The organism is Terrabacter sp. AAH1 (genome assembly GCF_054456855.1).
The window spans coordinates 30,729-51,758 of the sequence record NZ_JBTJJV010000005.1; the positions used below are offsets into that span (position 1 = coordinate 30,729).

Annotated in this window: 18 protein-coding genes and 1 pseudogene; 6 read left to right on the plus strand and 13 right to left on the minus strand. The window is 70.2% G+C overall.

Going from position 1 to position 21,030, the window contains the following annotated elements:
* Nucleotides 1-25 precede the first annotated feature (25 nt).
* Together ACXR8F_RS09950 and ACXR8F_RS09955 are read left to right on the plus strand one after the other, a co-directional pair.
* Entirely contained in the window at nt 26-931 is a 906-nt protein-coding gene (locus ACXR8F_RS09950) for a membrane protein (protein ID WP_458800092.1), read from the plus strand.
* A gap of 244 nt (nt 932-1,175) precedes the next feature.
* A complete protein-coding gene (locus tag ACXR8F_RS09955; RefSeq protein ID WP_045186601.1) occupies nt 1,176-1,370 on the plus strand; it encodes a hypothetical protein in 195 nt (64 codons plus the stop codon).
* Between the two features lie 268 nt (nt 1,371-1,638).
* Here ACXR8F_RS09955 and ACXR8F_RS09960 read toward each other — a convergent pair whose 3' ends face one another.
* The 3 genes and pseudogenes from ACXR8F_RS09960 to ACXR8F_RS09970 all read right to left on the minus strand — a co-directional run bounded on the left by ACXR8F_RS09960 (nt 1,639) and on the right by ACXR8F_RS09970 (nt 5,300).
* Complete coding sequence (locus ACXR8F_RS09960) at nt 1,639-3,168, minus strand: PQQ-dependent sugar dehydrogenase (RefSeq protein WP_458800094.1); 1,530 nt, start codon at nt 3,166-3,168, stop codon at nt 1,639-1,641.
* Between the two features lie 178 nt (nt 3,169-3,346).
* Nucleotides 3,347-3,514, minus strand: a pseudogene (locus ACXR8F_RS09965) (three-helix bundle dimerization domain-containing protein); the annotation flags it as partial.
* Nucleotides 3,515-3,698: 184 nt separating this feature from the next.
* Entirely contained in the window at nt 3,699-5,300 is a 1,602-nt protein-coding gene (locus ACXR8F_RS09970; protein WP_458800096.1) for an alkaline phosphatase PhoX, read from the minus strand.
* A gap of 225 nt (nt 5,301-5,525) precedes the next feature.
* Between ACXR8F_RS09970 and ACXR8F_RS09975 the strand changes: the two genes are divergently transcribed.
* The 3 genes from ACXR8F_RS09975 to ACXR8F_RS09985 all read left to right on the plus strand — a co-directional run bounded on the left by ACXR8F_RS09975 (nt 5,526) and on the right by ACXR8F_RS09985 (nt 6,999).
* On the plus strand, nt 5,526-5,729 hold the full coding sequence (locus ACXR8F_RS09975; RefSeq protein ID WP_458800098.1) for a three-helix bundle dimerization domain-containing protein: 204 nt from the start codon (nt 5,526-5,528) through the stop codon (nt 5,727-5,729).
* A 120-nt stretch (nt 5,730-5,849) separates the two neighbouring features.
* On the plus strand, nt 5,850-6,098 hold the full coding sequence (locus ACXR8F_RS09980; protein WP_458800100.1) for a hypothetical protein: 249 nt from the start codon (nt 5,850-5,852) through the stop codon (nt 6,096-6,098).
* Nucleotides 6,099-6,105: 7 nt separating this feature from the next.
* On the plus strand, nt 6,106-6,999 hold the full coding sequence (locus tag ACXR8F_RS09985) for a glycerophosphodiester phosphodiesterase family protein (protein ID WP_458800102.1): 894 nt from the start codon (nt 6,106-6,108) through the stop codon (nt 6,997-6,999).
* Between the two features lie 840 nt (nt 7,000-7,839).
* Here the strand turns inward: ACXR8F_RS09985 and ACXR8F_RS09990 are convergent.
* Both ACXR8F_RS09990 and ACXR8F_RS09995 read right to left on the minus strand, forming a co-directional pair.
* Nucleotides 7,840-8,436, minus strand: coding sequence for a phosphatase PAP2 family protein (locus tag ACXR8F_RS09990; RefSeq protein WP_458800104.1), 597 nt, complete (start codon nt 8,434-8,436; stop codon nt 7,840-7,842).
* A gap of 289 nt (nt 8,437-8,725) precedes the next feature.
* Nucleotides 8,726-11,566 (minus strand): S8 family serine peptidase, encoded by a 2,841-nt coding sequence (locus ACXR8F_RS09995; RefSeq protein WP_458800106.1) that lies wholly within the window; start codon nt 11,564-11,566, stop codon nt 8,726-8,728.
* A 492-nt stretch (nt 11,567-12,058) separates the two neighbouring features.
* Between ACXR8F_RS09995 and ACXR8F_RS10000 the strand changes: the two genes are divergently transcribed.
* On the plus strand, nt 12,059-12,976 hold the full coding sequence (locus ACXR8F_RS10000; protein ID WP_458800484.1) for an NAD(P)-dependent oxidoreductase: 918 nt from the start codon (nt 12,059-12,061) through the stop codon (nt 12,974-12,976).
* Nucleotides 12,977-13,194: 218 nt separating this feature from the next.
* Here ACXR8F_RS10000 and ACXR8F_RS10005 read toward each other — a convergent pair whose 3' ends face one another.
* The 8 genes from ACXR8F_RS10005 to ACXR8F_RS10040 all read right to left on the minus strand — a co-directional run bounded on the left by ACXR8F_RS10005 (nt 13,195) and on the right by ACXR8F_RS10040 (nt 20,822).
* Entirely contained in the window at nt 13,195-14,079 is an 885-nt protein-coding gene (locus ACXR8F_RS10005) for a MurR/RpiR family transcriptional regulator (protein ID WP_045186604.1), read from the minus strand.
* 117 nt (nt 14,080-14,196) lie between these two features.
* Nucleotides 14,197-15,573 carry a cyanophycinase gene (locus ACXR8F_RS10010; RefSeq protein ID WP_458800109.1) on the minus strand — a complete coding sequence of 459 codons (1,377 nt, stop codon included), beginning with the start codon at nt 15,571-15,573 and terminating at the stop codon, nt 14,197-14,199.
* A 31-nt stretch (nt 15,574-15,604) separates the two neighbouring features.
* A complete protein-coding gene (locus tag ACXR8F_RS10015) occupies nt 15,605-16,849 on the minus strand; it encodes a M20 family metallopeptidase (protein ID WP_458800111.1) in 1,245 nt (414 codons plus the stop codon).
* Between the two features lies 1 nt (nt 16,850).
* A complete protein-coding gene (locus ACXR8F_RS10020; protein ID WP_045186607.1) occupies nt 16,851-17,603 on the minus strand; it encodes an amino acid ABC transporter ATP-binding protein in 753 nt (250 codons plus the stop codon).
* A gap of 83 nt (nt 17,604-17,686) precedes the next feature.
* The gene (locus ACXR8F_RS10025) at nt 17,687-18,625 is read right to left on the minus strand and encodes an amino acid ABC transporter permease (protein WP_458800112.1); all 939 of its coding nucleotides are present in this window, start codon (nt 18,623-18,625) and stop codon (nt 17,687-17,689) included.
* Nucleotides 18,626-18,627: 2 nt separating this feature from the next.
* A complete protein-coding gene (locus tag ACXR8F_RS10030) occupies nt 18,628-19,584 on the minus strand; it encodes an ABC transporter substrate-binding protein (RefSeq protein WP_458800113.1) in 957 nt (318 codons plus the stop codon).
* A 234-nt stretch (nt 19,585-19,818) separates the two neighbouring features.
* Nucleotides 19,819-20,088: an ANTAR domain-containing protein gene (locus ACXR8F_RS10035; protein ID WP_458800115.1), complete on the minus strand. Its 270-nt coding sequence runs from the start codon at nt 20,086-20,088 to the stop codon at nt 19,819-19,821.
* Between the two features lie 80 nt (nt 20,089-20,168).
* Entirely contained in the window at nt 20,169-20,822 is a 654-nt protein-coding gene (locus tag ACXR8F_RS10040; protein ID WP_458800117.1) for a hypothetical protein, read from the minus strand.
* Between the last annotated feature and the right edge of the window lie 208 nt (nt 20,823-21,030).

Consider the following 21,030-nt stretch of genomic DNA (forward strand, 5'->3'; position numbering starts at 1 on the left):
CGTAAACGTGAGGGAGCCCCAGACCATGACAGACAACCTGAGTGCCGCCGCCACCGACCTGTGGCGGTCCGTGGCACTGTTCGTGCCCAAGTTCGTGGCGTTCCTGCTGATCCTCCTGATCGGCTGGTTCGTGGCCAAAGCCATCGGCAAGGCCGTCGACAAGATCCTCGAGCGCGTCGGCTTCGACCGCGCCGTCGAGCGCGGCGGGGTCAAGAAGGCGCTGGCGAACAGCCAGTACGACGCCTCCGGGATCGTCGGCAAGCTCGTCTACTACGCACTGCTGCTCTTCGTGCTGCAGCTCGCGTTCGGCGTCTTCGGGCCCAACCCGATCAGCGACCTCATCACCGGCGTCATCGCCTTCCTGCCCAAGGCGATCGTCGCGATCATCATCATCGTCGTGGCCTCCGCCATCGCCGCCGCGGTGCGCGAGCTGATCAGCAACACGCTCGGCGGCCTGTCCTACGGCAGGGTCCTGGCCAACATCGCGAGCATCTTCATCCTCGGCCTCGGCATCATCGCGGCCCTGAACCAGGTCGGTATCGCGACGACCGTCACGACCCCGGTGCTGATCGCCGTGCTCGCCACCATCGCCGGTGTCCTCATCGTCGGTGTCGGCGGTGGCCTCGTGCGTCCGATGCAGTCCCGGTGGGAGCAGTACCTCGAGAAGATGTCGCAGGAGTCCGGCCGCATCAAGGCGCATGTCCAGGCCGCGCCCTCGGTGACGGAGCAGGCCCGCGCGGCCAAGGACCGCTTCGCCGGCTCCGACCACGGCTCCAACGGCTCCGACCACGGCTCCCACGTCGCGCCGGTCGGCGAGGAGGTGCCCGCCTCGGTGCAGGCCCAGGCCAACGCTGACTTCTACCACGACCGCCCGCTCGACACCGCCACCCAGCCCTTCCAGGCGGACGGCGGCCACGACCCCCGACGCTGACGGCATACGAACCCGCCGAAGGCAACCCAGATCGCCCTGCCGGCGCCGCGTCGAGGCGTCCCCGAAAGCACCACCGGCGCCGGCAGGCCCGGGACCGGCCCCTCCACGGTTGGTCGAGGCGGACGGGGCCACCACACGATCGAGCGCGCCGTCTTCGGCGGCTGACCGAGAAACCACCCGTGGGCCACGGGCTCCGAGGATGTGAACTGCCAGCATTCGCAGGGCAGTCGAGAAAGGAGAACAGATGCAGATCGACAAGCAGCAGATCATCGAGTTCCTCAAGAACCGCGGCGACCAGCAGCAGGCTCAGCAGGCCGAGAGTGAGCTGCCCGACCAGGTCGACACCGAGCAGCACGCCGACCTGCTGAACCGCTTCGGCATCAACCCGCAGGAACTTCTCGGCGGAGCCGGCGGCATCGCCGACAAGCTCGGCTTCTAGCGGGCTCACGCGGCAGGTCGGATGTTCCCCGACCGAATGTGCAGGCCGTCGACGTCACGTCGGCGGCCTGACTTCTGCCACGGAGCAGGCCGGGCACGCCTACGGCCCGCCCCCCGGGAGTGGGGGCGGCCCGTAGGGTAGGTCGGAGGACAATGGTTCTACGACCAGAGGGTTGCGTCGGTGCCGAGTGTCCCGTCGACCGGTGCTCTCCGTGCGGCCCGCCGACTTGCGGAAGACGAACCGAGGTCGGGAGCGTCGGCCAGGGCGCCTATTGCCTCGACTGGCTCAGGCGCATCACGGCCCCCGTGGGCCCGTTCGGACCCGGAACACCGAAGACGAGCGCATACAGCTCGCCGGCGCTGTCCTGACCGAAGCCGATGAGCTGGAAGTCGAGCGGTCCGTCACGTAGCTCCACGATCGTGTTCGCTGCTGTCACGAGCGACCTGCGGTCGGAGTCGAACGCGAGGAGCCGGCCGTGCCCGTTGTTGAGTCGTCGCGACGTGTCTCCGAACACGTAGTGGCCCCTGAGGCCGGGCATGGAGGCTCCGCGGTAGACATAGCCACCGATGATGGCGGTGCCGTCGTCGTGGTCGTACTGGGCGACCGGGTCGGTGAGGCCGGCCGGGGTTCCAGGGGACTGCGCGAACACGAACGCGTCAGAGCGGGCGCCTTTGAGCTGGAAGCCTCCTGCGTCGAAGAGGAACGTTCCTTCCTTGAGGTGCCAGCCGAAATTCTGGCCGGGCTGGGAGACGAGGTTGACTTCTTCGACGTCGTTCTGGCCGACATCCGGCACCCACAGGTCGCCGTTGTCGCGGTCGAAGGAGAAGCGGAACGGGTTGCGCAGCCCGTAGGAGTAGATCTCGGGCACGGCGCCGTTCGGGAAGGGGTTGCCCGGAGGGATCCGGAAGGCGCCGTTGGCCGACAAGGTTCCGCGTGTGTCGGTTTGCCGCGGGTTGATGCGGAGCAGCTTGCCGAGCGGGGTGTCGAGGCTTTGGCCGTTGCCGATGCCAGGGTGACCGAACATCGGGTTGCCGTCGAAGTTGGTCTGGCAGTTCTGGTCGTCGGCGCCGCCGCCGTCGCCGTCGGTCACGTAGAGGAATCTGTCTGGGCCGAAGTGCATGTCGCCGGCGTTGTGGTTCGCCTGCGGGTGCTCGGAGGAGAGCAGCTTGCGGCCGGCCGGTAGGGCCGGGTCTACGTGAAGCGCACCCGACGCATCGGGGACGAGGTGCCACTCGCGGATCACGTCGACGTGGTCAGGCCTTTGGGGGAACCCATTCAGGCACGCGTCGGTGCTCGGACGCAGGGGGTGGTCAGCGGGGCCGAGGGGCTCGGACGTGTCGGTGTAGACGAGGCCGTCGGTGGAGAAGTCCGGCGAGAAGGCGGCACCCAGGAAGCCGCGCTCGTCCTTCGGGTCCTGAGGGCCGGCGAGCAGGCCCGACACGTCGAGGACCGAGGTCGGGGACACCGGCGCGGTTGCCGTGAGATCGAGGCTCCATAGCGTGCCGACCTGGTCGACGATGAAGAGCTCGTCGGGATGTCCGGGCGCCGTGATACCGGCCAAGGGCGCCGTCACTTCCGTGGTGATGGTGGTGAGGTCGACCTGCACGGGTCCCTGTTGGATGCGGGGTCCGATGGGGTCGTCGATCGGTACGTGCGTGGAGGGGCCGCTCGCGATCGCGGACTGGGGCAGCGAGACGGCCAGCGCCGTCACAGCCGCCCCGGCGACGAGCGCCGCTCTCCTGGTGGTGCGCCTGACCTGTGTGTCGTGCCGCAGGTACGGGGTCGGTGAGCTGGCCATGCGTGATCTCCCTCGAGGTCGAGCGAGCGCTGTTGCGGCGAGCGGCGCAGCCATGCGCCGGGCGGGGCGGCAGTGCACTGAACCCGTCAAGGCTAGGGTCCGCGGCACCAGCCGGGTCACTGCCCGTTGGTACTAGTACCCGCGGCCTTTCCCGGAGCAGACCAGAGAGCCGATCTCGAGCGTCGTGATCGACGAGCACCGTTACGAAGTCCCGGATGCTCCCGGTCAGCTGAGAATGTGCAGTCCTGACGGTCGTCTCGATCTCACCGACCTGCAGGTCAGGAAACCTCTGCGCCAGGCGCTCCTGCACGCTCCGGATCTCCGCTGCCTCATGTTTGGGAGCCATCCCAGGAGCGTCCTTTGGACGCCGTCGCTCGGCAAGGACTCGTGCTTTCGCGTCCGGCCACCCACCATAGTGGCGGGACTGATGGGTACGACGAGGACGCCTTGCGAGGGCGCCGGGGGTAGGAGTCGCCGCCGGGCCGGTGCCCGGCGGCGACCTGCCTTGCCCGTTGAGAGGCCTGAGGGGCTCAGCGCCCTTCGTGGCCCTCGGCGTCCCAGCTGATCTGCCATGTGGTGTTGTCACCGTGCTGCTGGGTCCAGAACGTGCGCCAGCTGGCAGATGTCGTGGGCTGGGGCAGCTTGGCGCCGAGCAGGCCGCCGACCGTCGGGTCGCCGTCGGAGACGTGGATGCCGGTGATCTCGTTGTCTCCGTCGTTGTAGGACGGCCCCCCGATGGCGTCGAAAGTGGCCGACGCGTCACGACCTTCGGCGAGGAATCGCACGGGGCGGGGAGCGCCGCCGCGGCCCGCGGCATACGACCCCTCGTCCTCACGGCTCTCGCCGAGGTTGAAGACGTAGCCCGAGTCGAGGGCGTTGCGCTGGGTGTGCAGGCCGTCACCGGCGTCCTCGACGACGAGCAGGTCGTCCTTCGTCGCGAACTGGATGTTGTCGAAGCCGGTGTGCTCCTTGTCGCCGACGGCGGCGATCGAGATGCGGCCGGTGTCGGCGCTGGCGCTCTTCTGCGAGACGCGGAAGACGCCGCCGTACGCACCGGGAAGCGTGCTCGAGGCGCTCGTGTCACCGGTCTCGGTGAAGTAGAAGTCCTTGAGGCCGGTGCCGGGACGGAAGACGCCGTTCTCCAGGCGCTTGAGCGGCGTCGCGTTCGCGGCCCTGGCCGCGCCCGTCGCGTCGAAGGCCTCGGTCGTGCCGCTGTGGATCGTGACCCACTTCGTCGCGAACGAGGAGCCGTAGGCGTGGAGCTGGCTGATGAACGGGTCCGACGGGTTCGACTGCAGCTCGGACGTCGTCGCGGGCGTGCCGTCGGCGCGTTGGATCTGCAGGGCCTGCAGCTTGCCGCCCTTGGTCAGGTCGCTCTTGTCGGTCGGGACGAAGCGGTAGACGAAGCTGTTGGGCACCTTGCCGCCGCTCGCGGCCTTGCCACCGATGTCCTCGACGATCCAGACGTTGCCGTCGGCGTCGTTCTGGATGCCCTCGAAGCCGCCCGAGCCGAGCGCAGTCAGACGCGTGGCCTTGCCGCCGTCGACGGGGTCACCGTTCGCGTCGAGGCCCACGCCGAAGACACCACCCTTGGGCGAGCTCGACTCGGCCGTCAGGAGGAGCTGCTTCGTGAACGGGTTCCACGTGATGCCGTCGATCGTCGGGTAGGCGTTGCCGGCGATGTCGGTGTCGGAGATGAGCGTGACCCGCTTGAGGGGGTCGGTCTCGTCGAGGTTGATCCTCGTCACGTAGCCGCGCGGGCCGATCTCGTGGCCCTGGTAGAGGTAGTGCTTGGCGCCCAGGACGAGGTAGACGTTCTTGTCGGGCTCCGTCTTGTGGGCCTCGTTCTTCGTCTGGGTCAGTGGCGCGCCGTCGAGGGTGTTGTAGCCGTAGTGGGTGACGCCGTTGGCGGTGTCGGGGTTGGTCAGGGGAAGGTTGCCCCAGGCGACCGAGGTCTGACTTGCGGACGGGGTCAGGACGTTGTTCTGGACACCGAACTTGGGGTTGGCGTGCGGCACGTTGACGACAGGGAGGCCGTCATGGGCGCCGGCCGAGGTGCCGCCGAGGGCGAAGGCTGAGGCTGCAGCGAGTGTGCCAACAAGCCCTGCCTTGGCGATGGTGGGAGTCTTCACGAAGATGCCTCTCGTGGGTCGGAGCTGGGTGTCGGTTGGTCTTCGGCACCAACCAATTCCACGACCCTGAGAGGTACCTTCGTGTTCGGCGAACTGCGTGGACCTTCCGGCCTACGCCTTGGTGACGTTTGGGCAACGAGCCCAAGTCATACGCCTTGACGCAGTTCCCGACGTCCAGCCCGCCGACTGATTGTCACGTCGCGGGACCGCGGCGATGATTGGCCCGTGGACCCCGTCGCACGATCTCGCGCGCTGGCAGGGGTGAATAAGCGCCTGCGCGATCAGTTCCCGGAACTTGATGCCGTGGTCGTTGAGGCCGCCTTGCGGTTGGCGCACGTCGAGTTGGTCAGGTCGGGCAGCGACTTCATGCCACTCCTCGTTGAGCACTTGGCGCGCGCACGGCTGGGCTTTGCAAGAAGGGACAGCTGACCCGTCGCCGGACACGTCGCAGAGCCCAGCCTGGCGCGCCGTCAAGCGGCCACAGACATGTCACCCCAGGTTCGCCAAGGCTTGGTCCCTGGGGCGGTGCCGGACCCTAACGTCCTTGGCATGAGCAAACTGACGCGAAGCCTCGCGGGCGCAGGTGCCTTGGGAACCCTCGTCGTCGGGCTCGTGCCCGCCGTGCAGTCCTCGGCCACGCCGGCACCAGCCCAGTCCGTCCAGCGCGGCAGCGAAACCAAGACGTTTGGTTCGCCACTGGTGCTCGCTCACCGGGGCGCGTCCGGGTACCGCCCCGAGCACACGGCCGCGGCGTACGACCTGGCGGTCGCCCAGGGGGGCCGACTACATCGAACCTGACCTCGTCATGACGAAGGACGGCGTGCTCGTGGACCGACACGAGCCGGAGATCGGCGGCACGACGGATGTGGCCAGCCACCCGGAGTTTGCGGATCGCCGGACGACGAAGACCCTCGACAGCGTATCGACGACCGGCTGGTTCACCGAGGACTTCACGCTCGCCGAGCTGAAGACCCTGCGAGCCAAGGAGCGCTTGCCGCAGATCCGCCAGGAGAACACCATCTTCGACGGGCGTTACCAGGTGACCACGTTCGAAGAAGATCTCCAGCAGCGAGAGGCGCTGTCGCGCAAGTACAACCGCGCCGTCGGGATCATCCCGGAGATCAAGCACTCGACCTACTTCCACGCCCAGGGGCTCAATCCGGAGGCGGCGTTCATGAATCTGGTCAACAAGTTCGGGCTCAACCAGAAGAACGCTCCGCTCTGGCTCCAGAGCTTCGAGCTGGGCAACCTCCTGACGATCCGTGAGGCGTACGGATACCGGGCCAGCTCGGTGTTCCTCGCTACGAACGGTGGGGCCCCGTACGACTTCGTGGCCAAGGGTGACCCCCGCACATACGCGGACCTGCTCACCCCAGCGAGCCTGAAGGTCCTGAGCCGATCGATCGATGGCATCGGCCCGGACAAGGGACTCGTCATCAGTCGCAACCCGGACGGCACGCTCGGATCGAAGACCGCCTTGGTCGCCGACGCTCATGCCGCAGGTCTGCTCGTCACCCCGTACACGTTCAGGGCCGAGAACACGTTCCTGCCCACCGACTTCCGCATCGGGACGAACCCGGCCGACTTCGGCCGGGCTATCGACGAAGACCTCATGTTCATGCAGGCTGGCGGCGACGGACTGTTCTGCGACCAGCCAGACATCTGCCTCGAGGCGCGCAACGAGCTCACTAGACAGTGAGCGAGCACGAATTGCCTGTGACCGGAGGGCAATTCTGCCGGCCGTCGTGGGCGCGGCCGGGCTGACTCGACGGACCTGGACGGGTTCACGGCGCGGAGACGCTGCACGGCGGCGTCGAGCATCCGTCGAAGCGCCATGTCGGCGACGTCCTGCGGACACAGTCGGACAGCAAAGACCGCGAGGTCGACGCGCCGGAAGGCGGCGCCTCGTCTGTAGAGCACGCGCGAACGGGAGTCTCCAGGACGTGTTCTGCGGACCGCGGCCGCCAGCATGCGGAGCGCCAGTCTGGCCGGTTGTGAAAGGGCAACGCCTGTACATGCGCCGGCGATCCGTGCGTAGGCCTGCGGGCCGTTCGTGTTGGCCCTGACCAGCGTCTGCACATAGCTGCCCGAGGCCTCCGGCTGAGGGTCCGACGTGGCATGGTTGGCGCGGCGGGCGAGGTGCGCAAGCAGTGAGTGCGTGCAATCCGGAGCGTCGCTCCACCGCTCGTGGGCTGCGACTGAGACGAGTTCCACGACGCACGAGCCGTCCTCGCACGTGACGTGCTGACCGACGCTCAGCGCCGGCCAGCCTCCTCGGCTGGCCACCGCGTCCTCCCTGCGACTGAGGCTTTTGCTCCAACGGTGGTTCTGCCCGCGGGAACACAGCGAGGGACAGGTCGGACGTGCGGCAGACGTCGGCCAAGGGAGCGCAAGTGCGACGCCAGGTGGCATCGCGCTGCCATGAATCGCACGGACCCTGCGTGTGCGTCCCGCGGCAGCGGCCATGAGACCGACGTATGTGGGCGGGGCCCGACCTGCCGCTATCCCTACTCGCCTCTCTGCCAGTTGGGCAGTCGGCTTATGCGACTGGCGCAAGCACGCGGTCGACCACAGGGAGCCTGCGAACAGCTCCGACGAGGCGCGTCATCGGCAGCCGCACGAGCAGCCAGCCGAGAGCCGAGACCGCTGCGCCGAGGAGCAGACCGGCGACGACGTCATGAGGGTAGTGCGCGCCGACGTAGACGCGGGTGACGGCCATGAGCATCGCCGCCAGGGCAGCGACGATGCCTAGGCGCTTAACCACGAGCAGCAGCCCCACGGCGGCCGCACCCGCCATGACGGAGTGGTCGGAGGGGAAGGACCAGTCGGTGGTCCGGTCCACGAGGGTGAGCGCCGCGGGGTGCGCGACATACGGCCTGGCCTCGGCCACGAGCGCGGCGACCGGCTGGTTGACCGCAACCGCGAGCAGGGCCCCCGCTCCGGCCCAGAGGGCGGCCGCGAGATGAGGGTTGCTCGCTCCCCTCCGGCGCCAGACGCCCACCAGGATCAGCGCGGCGAACACCGCGATGCCGTACTTCGCAAAGGCAATGGCCGGTGTGTGGAGTGCCGTCGAGGTGCGGGCGAACTCGTTGATGCGCAGGAAGAGGGCGTCGCTCAGGTGGAACAGGGTGGTCACGGACGTCCTTCGGTATGGGTGGAGCGGCGGCGGCCGCACGATCCCACAGCCTGACGTGCAGATCTGAGAGAAATCTCAGAGTGGGGCCGAACACTCGCGGAACTCCAGCTACCCAGACTCGACCTCGCGAGCGCAGGAAGCTCAACCGCGAAATCGACCGGTCGGCGGCTGCAATCCCCGGCGTATCGGCCGACTCATCTACTCCAAGCCCGATGCAGGCCTGCCGCACACATGAGACGTCCCCGGGCACACGAGGTGCCCGGGGACGGCCATGCTGGTTCTTATGCGCTCAGGCGAGGACCTTGTACGTCACGACGAGACGCACGTAGCTCACGTCGTAGTCGCTGTTGTAGTAGCGGTTCGGGACGTACACCGCCGTCTCCACGACGCGTGAGGAGGTCACCAGGCCGGTCGGCGACACCGACCCGAGGGTGCGCCACGCCGTCGCCGTCCCCGTGTAGATCTCCGGGGTGAACGCGTAGTTCGAGGTGCCCCACTTGGTGAATCCGGCGGCCAGCTTCGAGGTGGCGAGCGAGTTGCCGTAGCTCTGCACCTTGAGCGAGCTGTAGCTGACCGCTGCCGGCAGGGTGAAGCGGTAGGTGCCCGCGGCGATCTCGAGCCCGTAGTACGGGTCGCACGCGTTGGCCAGCCACAGTCCGTACGGGCGGAAGTCCGAGGAGCTGAGGCTGCCCCAGGCGCAGGCGTCGTTGCTGCCCCCGGCCGTGTAGAACTGCGACCCCCGCTTGTCGAGGGTGGCGGTCTTGGTCACCAGCCGCTTGCTGCTGACGGTGACGGAGTACCTCGCGGTGGCTCGCCGGTTGCCGGCAGCGTCCTGGGCGGTGAGCGTCCAGTAGTAGGTGCCTGCGCCGACGAGCGCGCCGGCGGCGTTGCGCCCGTTCCACGTGATGCTGGTGCGGGCGGCGGCCCGGCTGCCGGTGATCGTGCGCACGATGCTGCCCGCGCCGGTGCGCACCTGGAGCGTGACGGTGGCGGCCTCGTTCAGGGTGAACACGGGGGAGAACGCGTCCTTGTACGCGTCCGGGTACGGGTAGAAGGCCGTGCCGTTGCCCACGATGGAGCTCAGCGTCGGGGCGGCCTGGTCGACGCGCACGTTGATGGCTGCGGAGCCGTAGAGGGTCGCGCCACTCACCGCCTTGGCCGTGAGCAGCTCCACCCGGTAGGTGCCGCTGCTGACGCGTGCTCCGGCGTTGGTCAGGCCGTTCCAGACGAAGGAGCGGGTCCCGGCGCTGAAGGTGCCGAGGCCGACAGGCCCGCGGACGATCGTTCCGGCGGCGTCGCGCACCTGGTACTTCACCGTCTCGGTGTCGGGCAGGTAGAAGCTCAGCTTGATCGTGTCGGAGCGACCGTCACCGTTGGGGCTGAACGGGCTGGGACCGGCAGCGGTGAACCGCGGGTGCAGCGACTGGTTCCGGAACGACACGGACGCCGACGTGGGGCCTGCGCAGGCGCCGGCCACGGAGCAGCTGACGGCCGTGACCGCGTGGGTGCCGTCCGCCAGCGCGCTGACCGGGTAGGTGAGCGAGTACGGAGCGGTGGTGTCGAGGCCGCGCCGGACGCCGTCGACGACGAACGCGACGGCGCCGCCCGCCGCAGTGGCCTTGAACGTCGCGGTGCCGGAGACCAGCTGCGAAGGGGCCGGGGCCGTGATGACCGGGGCGGCGTTGCCGAGGGTGACCGCGACGTCGGCGCCGTCCGTGCTGCACAGGTCCTTGATGCTGCAGTCGAAGGCGCGGAGCGTGTGGGCGCCGTTGGCCAGGCCCCACGTGGACCAGACCATGCTGGCGGTACCGCCGTTGGTGGCCACCGGGGCGCCGAGCGGCGTCGAGTCGGCGTAGAAGCGGACCTTCGGCGCTGTGGAGGCGGCGGTGACGGTGACCAGGCCGGACACGGGTGCCCCCGCGGTCGGGCTCGTCACGGCCGGCACCGACGTGGGCGCCAGGGCCTGCAGCGCCGAGGTGTAGTCGACCTGTCCGGCGCCGAGACCGAGGCCTGCATAGCCGTGCGCGCTGCTGACGATGGCGCTGCGCACGTCGGCGGCCTTGGCGTTCCGGTTGTGTGACCACAGGAGCGCGGCCTCGGCCGCGACGAGGGGCGCGGAGAACGAGGTGCCGTTGGCGGTGTCGTAGGCCGGCTGGAAGAAGGAGCTGCCGGCGGTCGGCGCCGTACTGGTGATGTTGACCCCAGGGGCGGCGACGGTGACCCACGACCCGTACTGGGAGAACGAAGCCCGGTTGCCTGCGGCGTCGGTGGCTCCGACCGCCACGACGCCCGGGTACGCGGCCGGGTACTGCGGGAGGCTGCTGGCGTCGTTGCCTGCCGCGGCCACCACGAGCACGCCCTTGCTGACTGCGTAGGCCACCGCGTCGGACTCGATCTGGTCGGACGTGTCGCCGCCCAGACTCAGGTTGATGACGTTGGCGCCGTTGTCGGCCGCCCAGATGATGCCCGCCGCCTCGGCATCCCCCCAGACCTGGCCGTAGGGGTCCGCGACCTTGACGGCCATCACGCTCGCGCCCATGGAGGCGCCCGCGACCCCGATGCCGTTCTCGGCGGTGGCCGCCGCGACCCCGGCGACGAAGGTGCCGTGACCGACGTCGTCCTGCACGTCGGCGCTCTGGTCGACGGCGTTGTACGTGTCGCTGACGCGTCCGACGAGGTCGGGGTGCGCGGTGTCGACCCCGCTGTCGACGACGGCGATGCGGACGGAGGCGTCGCCCCGCTGGACGTCCCACGCACTCGGTGCGTTCACCGCGTCGAGATAGGGCGCCGTCGCTGAGTACTGCTCGTCGTCGGGCACGAAGGTCAGGGTGCGGCGCTGGACCACGTCGACCCGGGCGACGTCAGCGCGCTGGCGCAGCTGGGTTGCGACACCGTCGGCGCGGGCCGAAGGAACCTCCAGCGACACGGTGCCGAGCTGGCGCAGCGTCCGCCGCTGCACACCTCCGTGGGCCGCGGCGGTGCGCGCCACGTCGGAGAGCGACGACAGGGTGCGCGACCCCGCCCGCATCTTCACGGACAGCACGACCTTGCCGGGGTCGGCCTGCACGGCGAGAGCGCCGAGGCGTCCACGGCCGTTCTGGCTCGGCGACATCGACGTGCTCGGCGTCATGGCGTGCGCCTGCTCGAGGCGTTCACGCTTTCCGCCGGGCGACGGCTCACCCGTCGCGTATGCCGTCGCGCCCGGTGGGACGACGAGTGCGAACGTGACAGCGGCAGCAAAAAGGCATCGGCGACCTGCGCCCATACAAACCCCCTGTGTGGCCCGTTGGCGGGAAAGGCACGCCAGCGGTGACGATCCCCGTGCGATCGCAACGGGTCCGATGCGCAACGTAGCGCCGCGTCGGACATCTCGCAGCGAATCGGCACAAATGGGTGATACGGAGTCTCGGGGCGCTGCGTCGGGCGGTCTGTGTGATGCTCAGGCGGTGGAAGCACGAAGTGCAGGGGCGAGGGTGGGTGCGCACCCGAGGATGGGCAGGTGAGCCGGGTGACAGGAGGTGACCGGTCCCGTCGCCTGGGGGAGCCGGTCGCCCAGACCTGGCGTACACGCGCGCTGAAGTCCGCCGGGTCGTGCCTACAGGAGGTGATGTGATTGGACCGCGTGGGGTTTCTCGGACTCGGCATCATGGGGACGCCCATGGCGATGCGGCTCGCGGGGGCCGGCGTCCCGCTCATGGTGTGGAACCGTGATCCGTCGCGCTGCGAGCCCCTGCTGCGGGCAGGCGCCGAGCACGGCGCAACTCAGGACGACGTGCTGCGGGCGTGCCGCGTAAACCTCTTCATGCTCGCCGACGAGCACGCGATAGACGAGGTACTGGGGCGCGGCACCCCGGACTTCTCGCGGCGCGTGGCCGGCCGGGTGCTGGTGTTCATGGGAACCACCGCGCCCGAGTACGCCACGGCCCTGGCCGCCGACATCGCCGCCGCGGCAGGAACCCACGTGGAAGCGCCGGTCTCCGGGTCGAAGGTGCCGGCGGAGCAGGGCCGGCTGGTTGCGATGCTCGCCGGTCGCGCCGATGTCGTCGACGAGGTCGCGGGGATCATCAAGCCGATGTGCCGCAGCATTCACAGGTGCGGCAGCGAGGCCGGCAGCGCATTGAAGATGAAGCTCGCGGTCAACCTCTACCTGGTGACCACCGTCGCTGCGCTGGCAGAATCCGTGCACTTCGCACAACGCCAGAAGCTCGATCTCGACACTTTCGTGTCCATCATCAACGCAGGACAGATGGCAAGCCCCGTGGCCGAGATCAAGGGGGCCAAGCTGCGCGAGCGGGACTTCTCTGCACAGGCAGCCATCCACGACGTCCGCAAGAACAGCGGCTTCGTCGTCTCGGCCGCACGCTCGGCAGGCATCGCGACGCCGATGGCCGACACCGCCGATCGGCTCTACGACGAGACAGTCCGGCTGGGCTTCGGCGACGAGGACATGGCGGCGGTCGTACGCGCCATCGAACATCGGACCGAGTCGTCCTCCGACGCACCTGACGGCGACCGTCATCCCGGCGCTCTCGAGGAGTGAGGACGACTCAAGGCTCTGGCGGCCCATCCGCCTTCAGCTGGGCTCGGCCAGGGTTGTAGCCGGAACGCGCGGCCCGCCCGAACTGGGGGATCTGGCGGGCCACGCCGACGTCTCGAGAGCGTTCAAGCACCAGCGCCTCGGCACCACGGGCTGCCGACTGCGTCAGGGGGACGGTCGGCAGACCGTCACGCCTCGCGCGGCTCGGGCCGGCCCACAGCTCAGTACAGCTCGAGTCGTCCTGCCGCGGCCTCGACGGCAGACATCCGGTCGCGGGCGGCATCACCCAGGCGGTCCACGACGCCGGCGATGCACGTCTCGACGAGGAACATCGACGTGGCCATCGTGTCGAAGGGGGAGACCGAGGAGACGTCGGCCGCGAGCACGACGTCGGCGCTGGACGCGACCGGGGACAGGAAGGAGTCGGTGAAGAGCAGCACGCGGGCGTGGCGCCGGCGGGCCTCCGTCGCGAGCGACTGGGCCTGGGGCTCGTAGCGGCGGAAGTCGAAGAGCACCACCACGTCCTTGCGTGACAGCTCGGAGAGCGCCGCTGCGCGTGAGGACACGGCGTTCGGGACCATCGTCGCGCCCGGCCGCAGCTGCTCGAGGTGCTGGTGCAGGTAGCGGGCGAGCAGCCCGCTGTAGCGTCCACCCGACAGCAGCACACGCCGGCTCGTGGCGAGCACCTCGACGGCCCGGTCCACCTCGTCGGCGGACAGGGTCGCGAACGTGGCTGCCGTGGCGGCGCGGGCGCTCTCGCCGGCCCTCGAGACGAGGTCGTCGGGGGTGTCGTCGTCCCGCCGCCGGTCGGCCCGCTCGTAGAGCGCGAGGGGCGAGGCCGACTGTGCCGCAAGGTCATCGCGCAGCGCCCGCTGGAAGTCGGCGTAGCCGTCGAAGCCGAGGCGGCCGACGAACCGCACGACGGTGGGCCCGCTGACCTCGGCGCGGGCCGCGAGCCGGGCGACGGTCTCGAGGCCCGCTACCGGGTAGGCCGCGAGGAGGGCCCGGGCCACCTTGCGCTCCGAGGCGCTGAGGCCCCCGAGCGAGCGTCGCACCAGGTCGGCGACACTGCGGTCGTATGCCGGATGGACGGGGTCACTGCTCATGGGTCAACTCTCGCTCAGGGTTCGTCAATGGAAAGCCGGGGCGCGCCGGGTGCCGACGACCTGACCGGACGAGCGCCGCCTGTCGCGTCGACCCGACCGTGGCACCCGTCCAGCGGGTCACCGGGCGTGCACCGACAGGTCGAGGCGCGTGAAGGCGGTGGTCGTCGCCCCGTCACGGGTCCGGGCCGACGTGCGGGCGTCCTGGCGGAGGGTCACGACGAAGCGGGGGTCGTCCTCGAGCGTCGTGCCGGACGCGGACGGCTGGTTGGTGGCGACGAGGTCGCGTGCCAGCCCGACGAGCTCGTAGCCGGGGGAGGACCCTCGGAGGGAGGAGAAGACGTCCGTCGTGGTCACTGCGACGGGTCGGTCGATGCCGCGCAGCGGCGACGTGTCGCGCGCCGGCACCACGGCGTCGGCCTCGGGCACGTAGGTGTCACCGCTCGTCAGCCAGGTCCACCGGACCCCGTCGATGCCCCATCTGCCAGCAGCGCCGGTGGCGACGCGCGCCGCCCCGAGGTCGAGCACCGACACGCCGTGCCGCCCCAGCACCGAGAGCCGCTCGTGCGTGGTGCCGGCGCGCTCGACGACGAGCGCGGTGTCCGGGTCGAGGCCGAAGACGCGCCGTCGTCCGGTGTCCGCCGCGAGCCGAACGGCGCGGCCCTCGCGACCGTAGGCGGTGAAGTGCGTGTCGAGCAGACCCGAGCGGAAGAACCCGAAGCCGCCGCGGGGGAGGTAGCCCAGGACGGTCGGGTCGTCGAAGTAGCCCGGTGCGCTCCCGTCACGCAGTCCTTCCCATGACTCGCCGCCCGTGACCATGCACGGGCCGGCCTGGATCTGCGCGCCGGCGGACGTGCCGGCGACGACCGCACCGCGCGTCAGGGCTGCTCGGATCGCGGCGAGCACCGCTGAGTCACGCTGCTCGGGTCCGCGCTGGAGCACCTGCACGAGCCGGTACTGGTCCCCGCCGCCGAAGAAGAACCCGTCGAGCCGCGACACCCGCACCGCGAGGTCCGGGTCGTCGGCCGCGCCGACGTGGTCGAGGTCGACCGGCACGTACTCGGCGCGGGCGCCGTAGGAGCGCAGGAGGCCGACGTAGAAGGCACCGTTGGCCACCGAGTTGCTCGCGTCCGGGGTGCCGGCGTCCGGGTCCTGCGACTCGGGCACAGAGGCGGCGGTGACCACGCCGATGCGGGCGCCGGCTCCGCCAGCGCGCCGGACGATGTCGCCCCACACCGTGGCGTTGTCGTCGGAGAGGCCGCCCCCGACGAGCACGAGCTGGCCTGCACCGCTGGGCTGCTCGCGTGAGGTGGCGCCGGTCTCGGCAGCGCTCGCCGGGCGAGCGGCCCCGGGAAGCGCCAGCGCGGCGGCGGCGACAGTGGCCCCGCGCAGGGCGGAACGGCGAGCGAGGGTCCGGTGCCGGTCCGGGTGGCCGGCTGGGCGGTCGGGTCGGTGGCCGGTTCGGTGGTCAGGCTGGTGCTCCGGGGAAGGGTGCATGGAACCTCCTTGTTCGATGCGCCGCTGCGCGTCAGTGGTGGGTGGAGCCGCTTGCGGCAGAGAAGGACTCGGGCGACCCGGCGGCATACGTCTCCAGGTCACCGGCACCCAGCCGTGCGACGAGCGAGGCGAGCAGCGCCGTTCGAGTCGGTACGGACGAGATGTCGAGCCACTCGGACTCGCTGTGGTCGTCCCCTCCGACGGGGCCGAGCCCGTCGAGGGTCGGGCATCCCGTGGCTGCGACGATGTTGGCGTCGGAGACGCCGCCGGTGGCGACGGCGTCGATGTCGAGCCCGAGCTCGGCAGCCGTGGAGAGCGCGAGACGCGCGAGAGCGTCGCTGCTCGTGGTGCGCTCCATCGGGTCGGTGCGGTCGCGGACCTCCAGCTCGATGGCCACGCCCGCGTTCACCGGCTCCGCCGCGCGGCGACGAAGCTGCCGGACGACGACGTCGAGCACGTCGGACGAGGTGGCTCGCACCTCGGCGACGATCCGCGCCTCCTCGGCGACGACGTTGGGACGCGACCCCGCCTCGAGCACCCCGACGTTGACCGTGAGACCGGGGGCCGAGCGGTCGAGCGCGGCCACGTCGAGGGCGAGGTGCGCCGCCTCCACGGCGGCGCTGGCGCCCCTGCCGGGCTCGATGCCCGAGTGGGCCGCACGCCCGCGCAACCGGAAGTGCACGTCCGCGACGCCCTTGCGCGAGGCGACGAGGTCGCCGGACTCACGGGCGCCCTCGAGGCACAGGGCGACGTCGCTCTCACGGGCCAGCTCGGCGAGAACCGGGGCGCTGCCCGGCGCACCGATCTCCTCGTCTGGCGTGAGGGCGACCGTGAGGTCGACGCCGTCGGCCAGGCCGGAGGCGACGAGCAGCTCGCAGGCGTGCACGCCGGCAAGCAGGCCGCCCTTGTCGTCGCAGACCCCGGGCCCGAGAGCGCGGTGGCCGTCGAGTCGGAAGGGGCGGGAGGACGCCGTGCCCGGCGCGAAGACGGTGTCCATGTGGGCGAAGAGCAGCACTCGTCGGCCGGTGCCCGGCCGGCGCGCCACGACGACGGGTCCGAGTGGGAGTCCGTCCGTGCCCGTCACCTCCCGCCGCTCGACGGCGAAGCCGGCTTGTTCGAGACGGGCGCACGACCAGTCGGCAACCCGTCGCACACCGTCGGCGTCGCCCGACCCGCTGTCGATGGACACGAGGGTCCGCAGGTCGACGACGAAGGCGTCGAGGTGCTCGGACGCCAGGGCGAGCAGGTCTGCCGACAGGCCTGTGGTGTGAGGCACCTCAGAGCACCTTCGACAGGAACGACCGCGTGCGCTCGTGCTGGGGGCGACCGAGCACCTGGTCGGGGCGTCCGGTCTCCACGACGACGCCACCGTCCATGAACGCCACGACGTCTGCCACCTCTCGGGCGAAGCCGATCTCGTGGGTGACGACGACCATGGTCATGCCCTCTCTCGCGAGGTCGCGCATCACGTCGAGAACCTCGCCGACGAGCTCGGGGTCGAGCGCCGACGTGGGCTCGTCGAAGAGCATGAGCTTGGGGTCCATCGCGAGGGCGCGGGCGATGGCGACGCGTTGCTGCTGGCCGCCGGACAGCTGGCTGGGGTAGCTGCCCGCCTTGTCGGCGAGACCGACGCGGTCGAGCAGCTCGCGGGCGCGCTCCTCGGCCACCCGCCGGGGGAGCCGCTTCACCTGCGTCGGCGCCTCCACGACGTTCTCGAGCGCCGTCTGGTGCGAGAAGAGGTTGAAGCGCTGGAACACCATGCCGATCTCGGTGCGCCGCGCGGCGACCTCCTTCTCGCGCAGCTCGTGCAGCCGCCCACCCCGCTCGACGTAGCCCACCGGCTCGCCGTCGACGCTGAGGCGTCCGGCGTCGACCTTCTCCAGGTGGTTGATGCAGCGAAGGAAGGTCGACTTGCCAGAACCCGAGGGGCCGAGGAGCACGGCAACCTCGCCGCGCGCCACCTCGAAGTCGATGCCCTGCAGCACCTGGAGGTGCCCGAAGCTCTTGCAGACTCCCTCGGCCAGGACCATGGGCGGCGTGGAGGACGCATCTCCGGCGGCGCCGGGCCGCTCGGTCGCGCGTGACGTGGAGGACGGCGTACGACGGAGAAGGGTCATGAGGAGGCTCCTGGACGGAAGGAGACGAGCCGGCCGAGACCGCCGCGCGGGCCCGGGGCCGCCACGCCTCGGCCGAACCGGCGCTCGAGCCAGCCCTGCGGGACGGACAGGAGGGTCGTGAGCGCGAGGTACCAGGCGCTCGCGACGACGAGCAGCGGGATGACCTTGAAGTTCTGCGCGTAGGCGGCCTGGATGTTGGACATGAGGTCGTGGCCGGAGATGACCGACACGAGGGCGGTCGTCTTGAGCATGGTGATGGTCTCGTTGCCCATCGGCGGGATGATCACGCGCATCGCCTGGGGCAGGACGATGCGGCGCATCGTCCTGCCCGAGGTCATGCCGAGCGAGTGCGCGGCCTCCACCTGGCCGCTGTCGACGGACTGGATGCCGGCGCGGATGATCTCGGAGGCGTATGCCATCTCGTTGAGTCCGAGGGCGAGCAGCGCCGCGACGGTGGCCGGGACGAGGTCGCTCGTGCGGCCCGTGAAGAATACGACGTCGGTGAAGGGGATGCCGATCGTCGTCGTCGGGTAGAAGGCGCCGAGGAATCCCCAGAAGATGAGCTGGACGAGGACCGGTGTGCCGCGGAAGACCCAGACGAAGGCGCCGGACACGACCCGCAGCACGGGGTTGGCCGACAGCCGCATGACGGCGACGACGACTCCTCCGACGACGCCCATCGCCATCGCCGCGACCGTGAGCCAGACCGTCGTCCACAGCCCCGACAGCACGAGGTCCGAGAAGAGGTAGCGCCGGACGGTGGGCCAGTCGAGGTTGGGGTTCTTCGCCAGGCTGACGACGACCGACAGGGCCACGACACCGACGAGCACGGCGGCGACCCAGCGACCCGGGTGGCGCACCGGCACTGCTTCGAGGCGTGGAGGCTGGACGGTGGCGGGCTCGATCGTGCTGCTGCCCTGCTGCGTGGCGGCCATGCTCAGCTGACCGCCGCGTTGATCGTCGCCTTCTCGACGGCGATCCCCTCGACGCCGTACTTGGCGAGGATCTTCGTGTACGTGCCGTCGTCCATGAGCGACTGCAGGGCCTTCTGCACCGCCTTGGCGAGCTCGGGGTCGGCCTTGCTGAGGCCGATGCCGTTCGGGGTCGCCTCGTACCCGGTGGGGGCCGCCGGGTCCTCGACGAGCTCGAAGGCGTTGCCGCCGTCGGTCGTCTTCGCGGAGTATCCGGCCGCCGGCTTCGTCGCGAGAGCGGCGACGACCTTGCCCGCCTTGATCGCGAGCTGGGCGTCGGAGTCCTTGGGGAACTGCTGGAGCTGGATCGGTGCCTTGCCGGCCGCGGTGCAGTCCTTCTGCCACGTTGTCGCGAGGTCCAGCTGGTTCGTCGCGGCCTGGACGGCGACCGACTGACCGCACAGGTCCGTGTAGGTCTTGATGCCCTGCGGGTTGCCCTTCGCCACGAGAACGCCCGTCCCCGAGGCGGAGTAGTCGACGAAGGTCAGGACGGCCTGGCGCTCCTTCTTGTCGGTCATGGCCGACATGACGGCGTCGAACTTGCCCGCCTGGATGGCCGGGATGATGCCGTCGAACTTCTGGGCCGTGAACGTGAAGCGCAGCCCCAGGCGCGCGGCGATCGCCTGGCCCAGGTCGTAGTCGACGCCGGTGATCTGCGACGAGCCCTCCGCGGCGAACATCTCGAACGGGGCGTACGGAACGTCGGTGGCGACCCGCACCTCCCCGGAGTCGCGGTACTTCTGCGGCACGAGGGCCTTTGCGGCGCTGTCGACGCCGACGCTGACGCCGGCGACGGTGACGGACGCGGGGGTGCTCGCCTCGCTCGCGGCGCCGGTGCCCGACGCGCAGGAGGCCAGGGTGAGGGAGGCGAGGGCCACCGCGGAGGCGACGCCGAGCCGGGACGCGGGAGTACGTGTGCGCACTGCAGATCCTTCACTGGAGGCAGCGCACCGGCGGCCGCCGGTGGCGTGTGAAGCATTACAGAAAGCACTAGACGGCGTCTAGATGTAACAGACGATTCATCGGGAGTGGTCACGCTGGCCGGGCCTGGATGGCTCGATCCAGCGTCGTGCGGCTGCGCCGCCCCACACCTTGCAGGCGGCCGGGCCACGCATCGAGCCCGGCCCGGCCGCCGCCTGTCGCAGTCGGAGGTCCGACTACCACTGCTCGGGCCAGAGCAGCGCCTCCCGCCGGCGAGGACCGTCCTCTGGCGGGTGACGGGTACCGGGCAACGTGCGACGGTGCACTTCGACCGCGACGTCGGCAACGCGTACGTTGCGGTCCAGTGCGCGCTGCCGCATCAGCGAGAACGCCTCGAGCGGAGTACACCCCAGCCGCGCCATGAGGATGCCGACCGCACGTTGGATGCCCGGTGCGGCTGTCACGGCCGCGCGCAGGACCCGGACCTCGCGCTCGAGGGCCAGCACGCGACCGGGGGATGCCGCGGCGCCCCGCGTCGATTCCCTCCGCTGTGGTGCCGGCACCTCTGCTGCACGCGACACGGCTGCTACGGGTTGACGTCTTCGGAGCCGTGCTTCGTGGCCCAGCCGGCTACGCGCTCCGCGGTGAGTCCGGCGAGCCGCTGCCCGTTCTCCACGGCATCCTCGCCGTTGAAGTCGAGCACCTGGACCACGGAGAGGTGGTGACGCACCTGCGCGACCGAGATCCACTGGCTGATGTCGACGTCGATGTGTTCTGAGTCGACCTTGCCCGTGGCGATGAGGTTGCCCTCGGCCACGACCGCGTCTCCGTGCCGCACCGCGTCGTTCCTGACGGTGAGTCGCAGAGTCGACAGGTTCTCGTCCATGGTGGGCACCTCGACGCGGCTGCACTGGCGCGCGGCCTTCTGCCAGGTGCCGAGGGCGGCTGACGCCTCGGTGTCCCCGGCGAACGTCAGTACCGAGTGCTTGACGATCGAGCTGTTGAAGGGATTGGGGGTCGTGAAGGTCGCCGTGCGCCGGTCGGTTGCCGTCGACGCGAGTGACGTGACCGCGGAGAGGCAGCCCGCCTCGGTCAGGTCCTCCTCGTCGGCGGATGCGTCGTTGCTGTACCCGAGGGGCAGGTCGTCCTTGCTCAGGAGAGGCGACGGGCCGGTCCAGCTCGGGTCGAGGCCGACGGTCCGAGAATCCGTGGTTCCTATCGAGCATGCGGTAGCCAGCATCGCCAGGCTGAGGACGCCGGCCGCTGACACGGCACGGGCGCGGTGGCTTCGGGGAGTCTGTCGGGAGGTTGCGCTCGAGGGCGTCATGTGAGGTTCCGATCTGGTGGCTTGCGTGCGGGGGGAGGGAGATGTTCGTGCGTGACCCGCCCCGATTGCGGCGGTAGGTCGCCGGCACCGGGGCGGGTTCGTCGCCTCGAGGGTCGGCAGG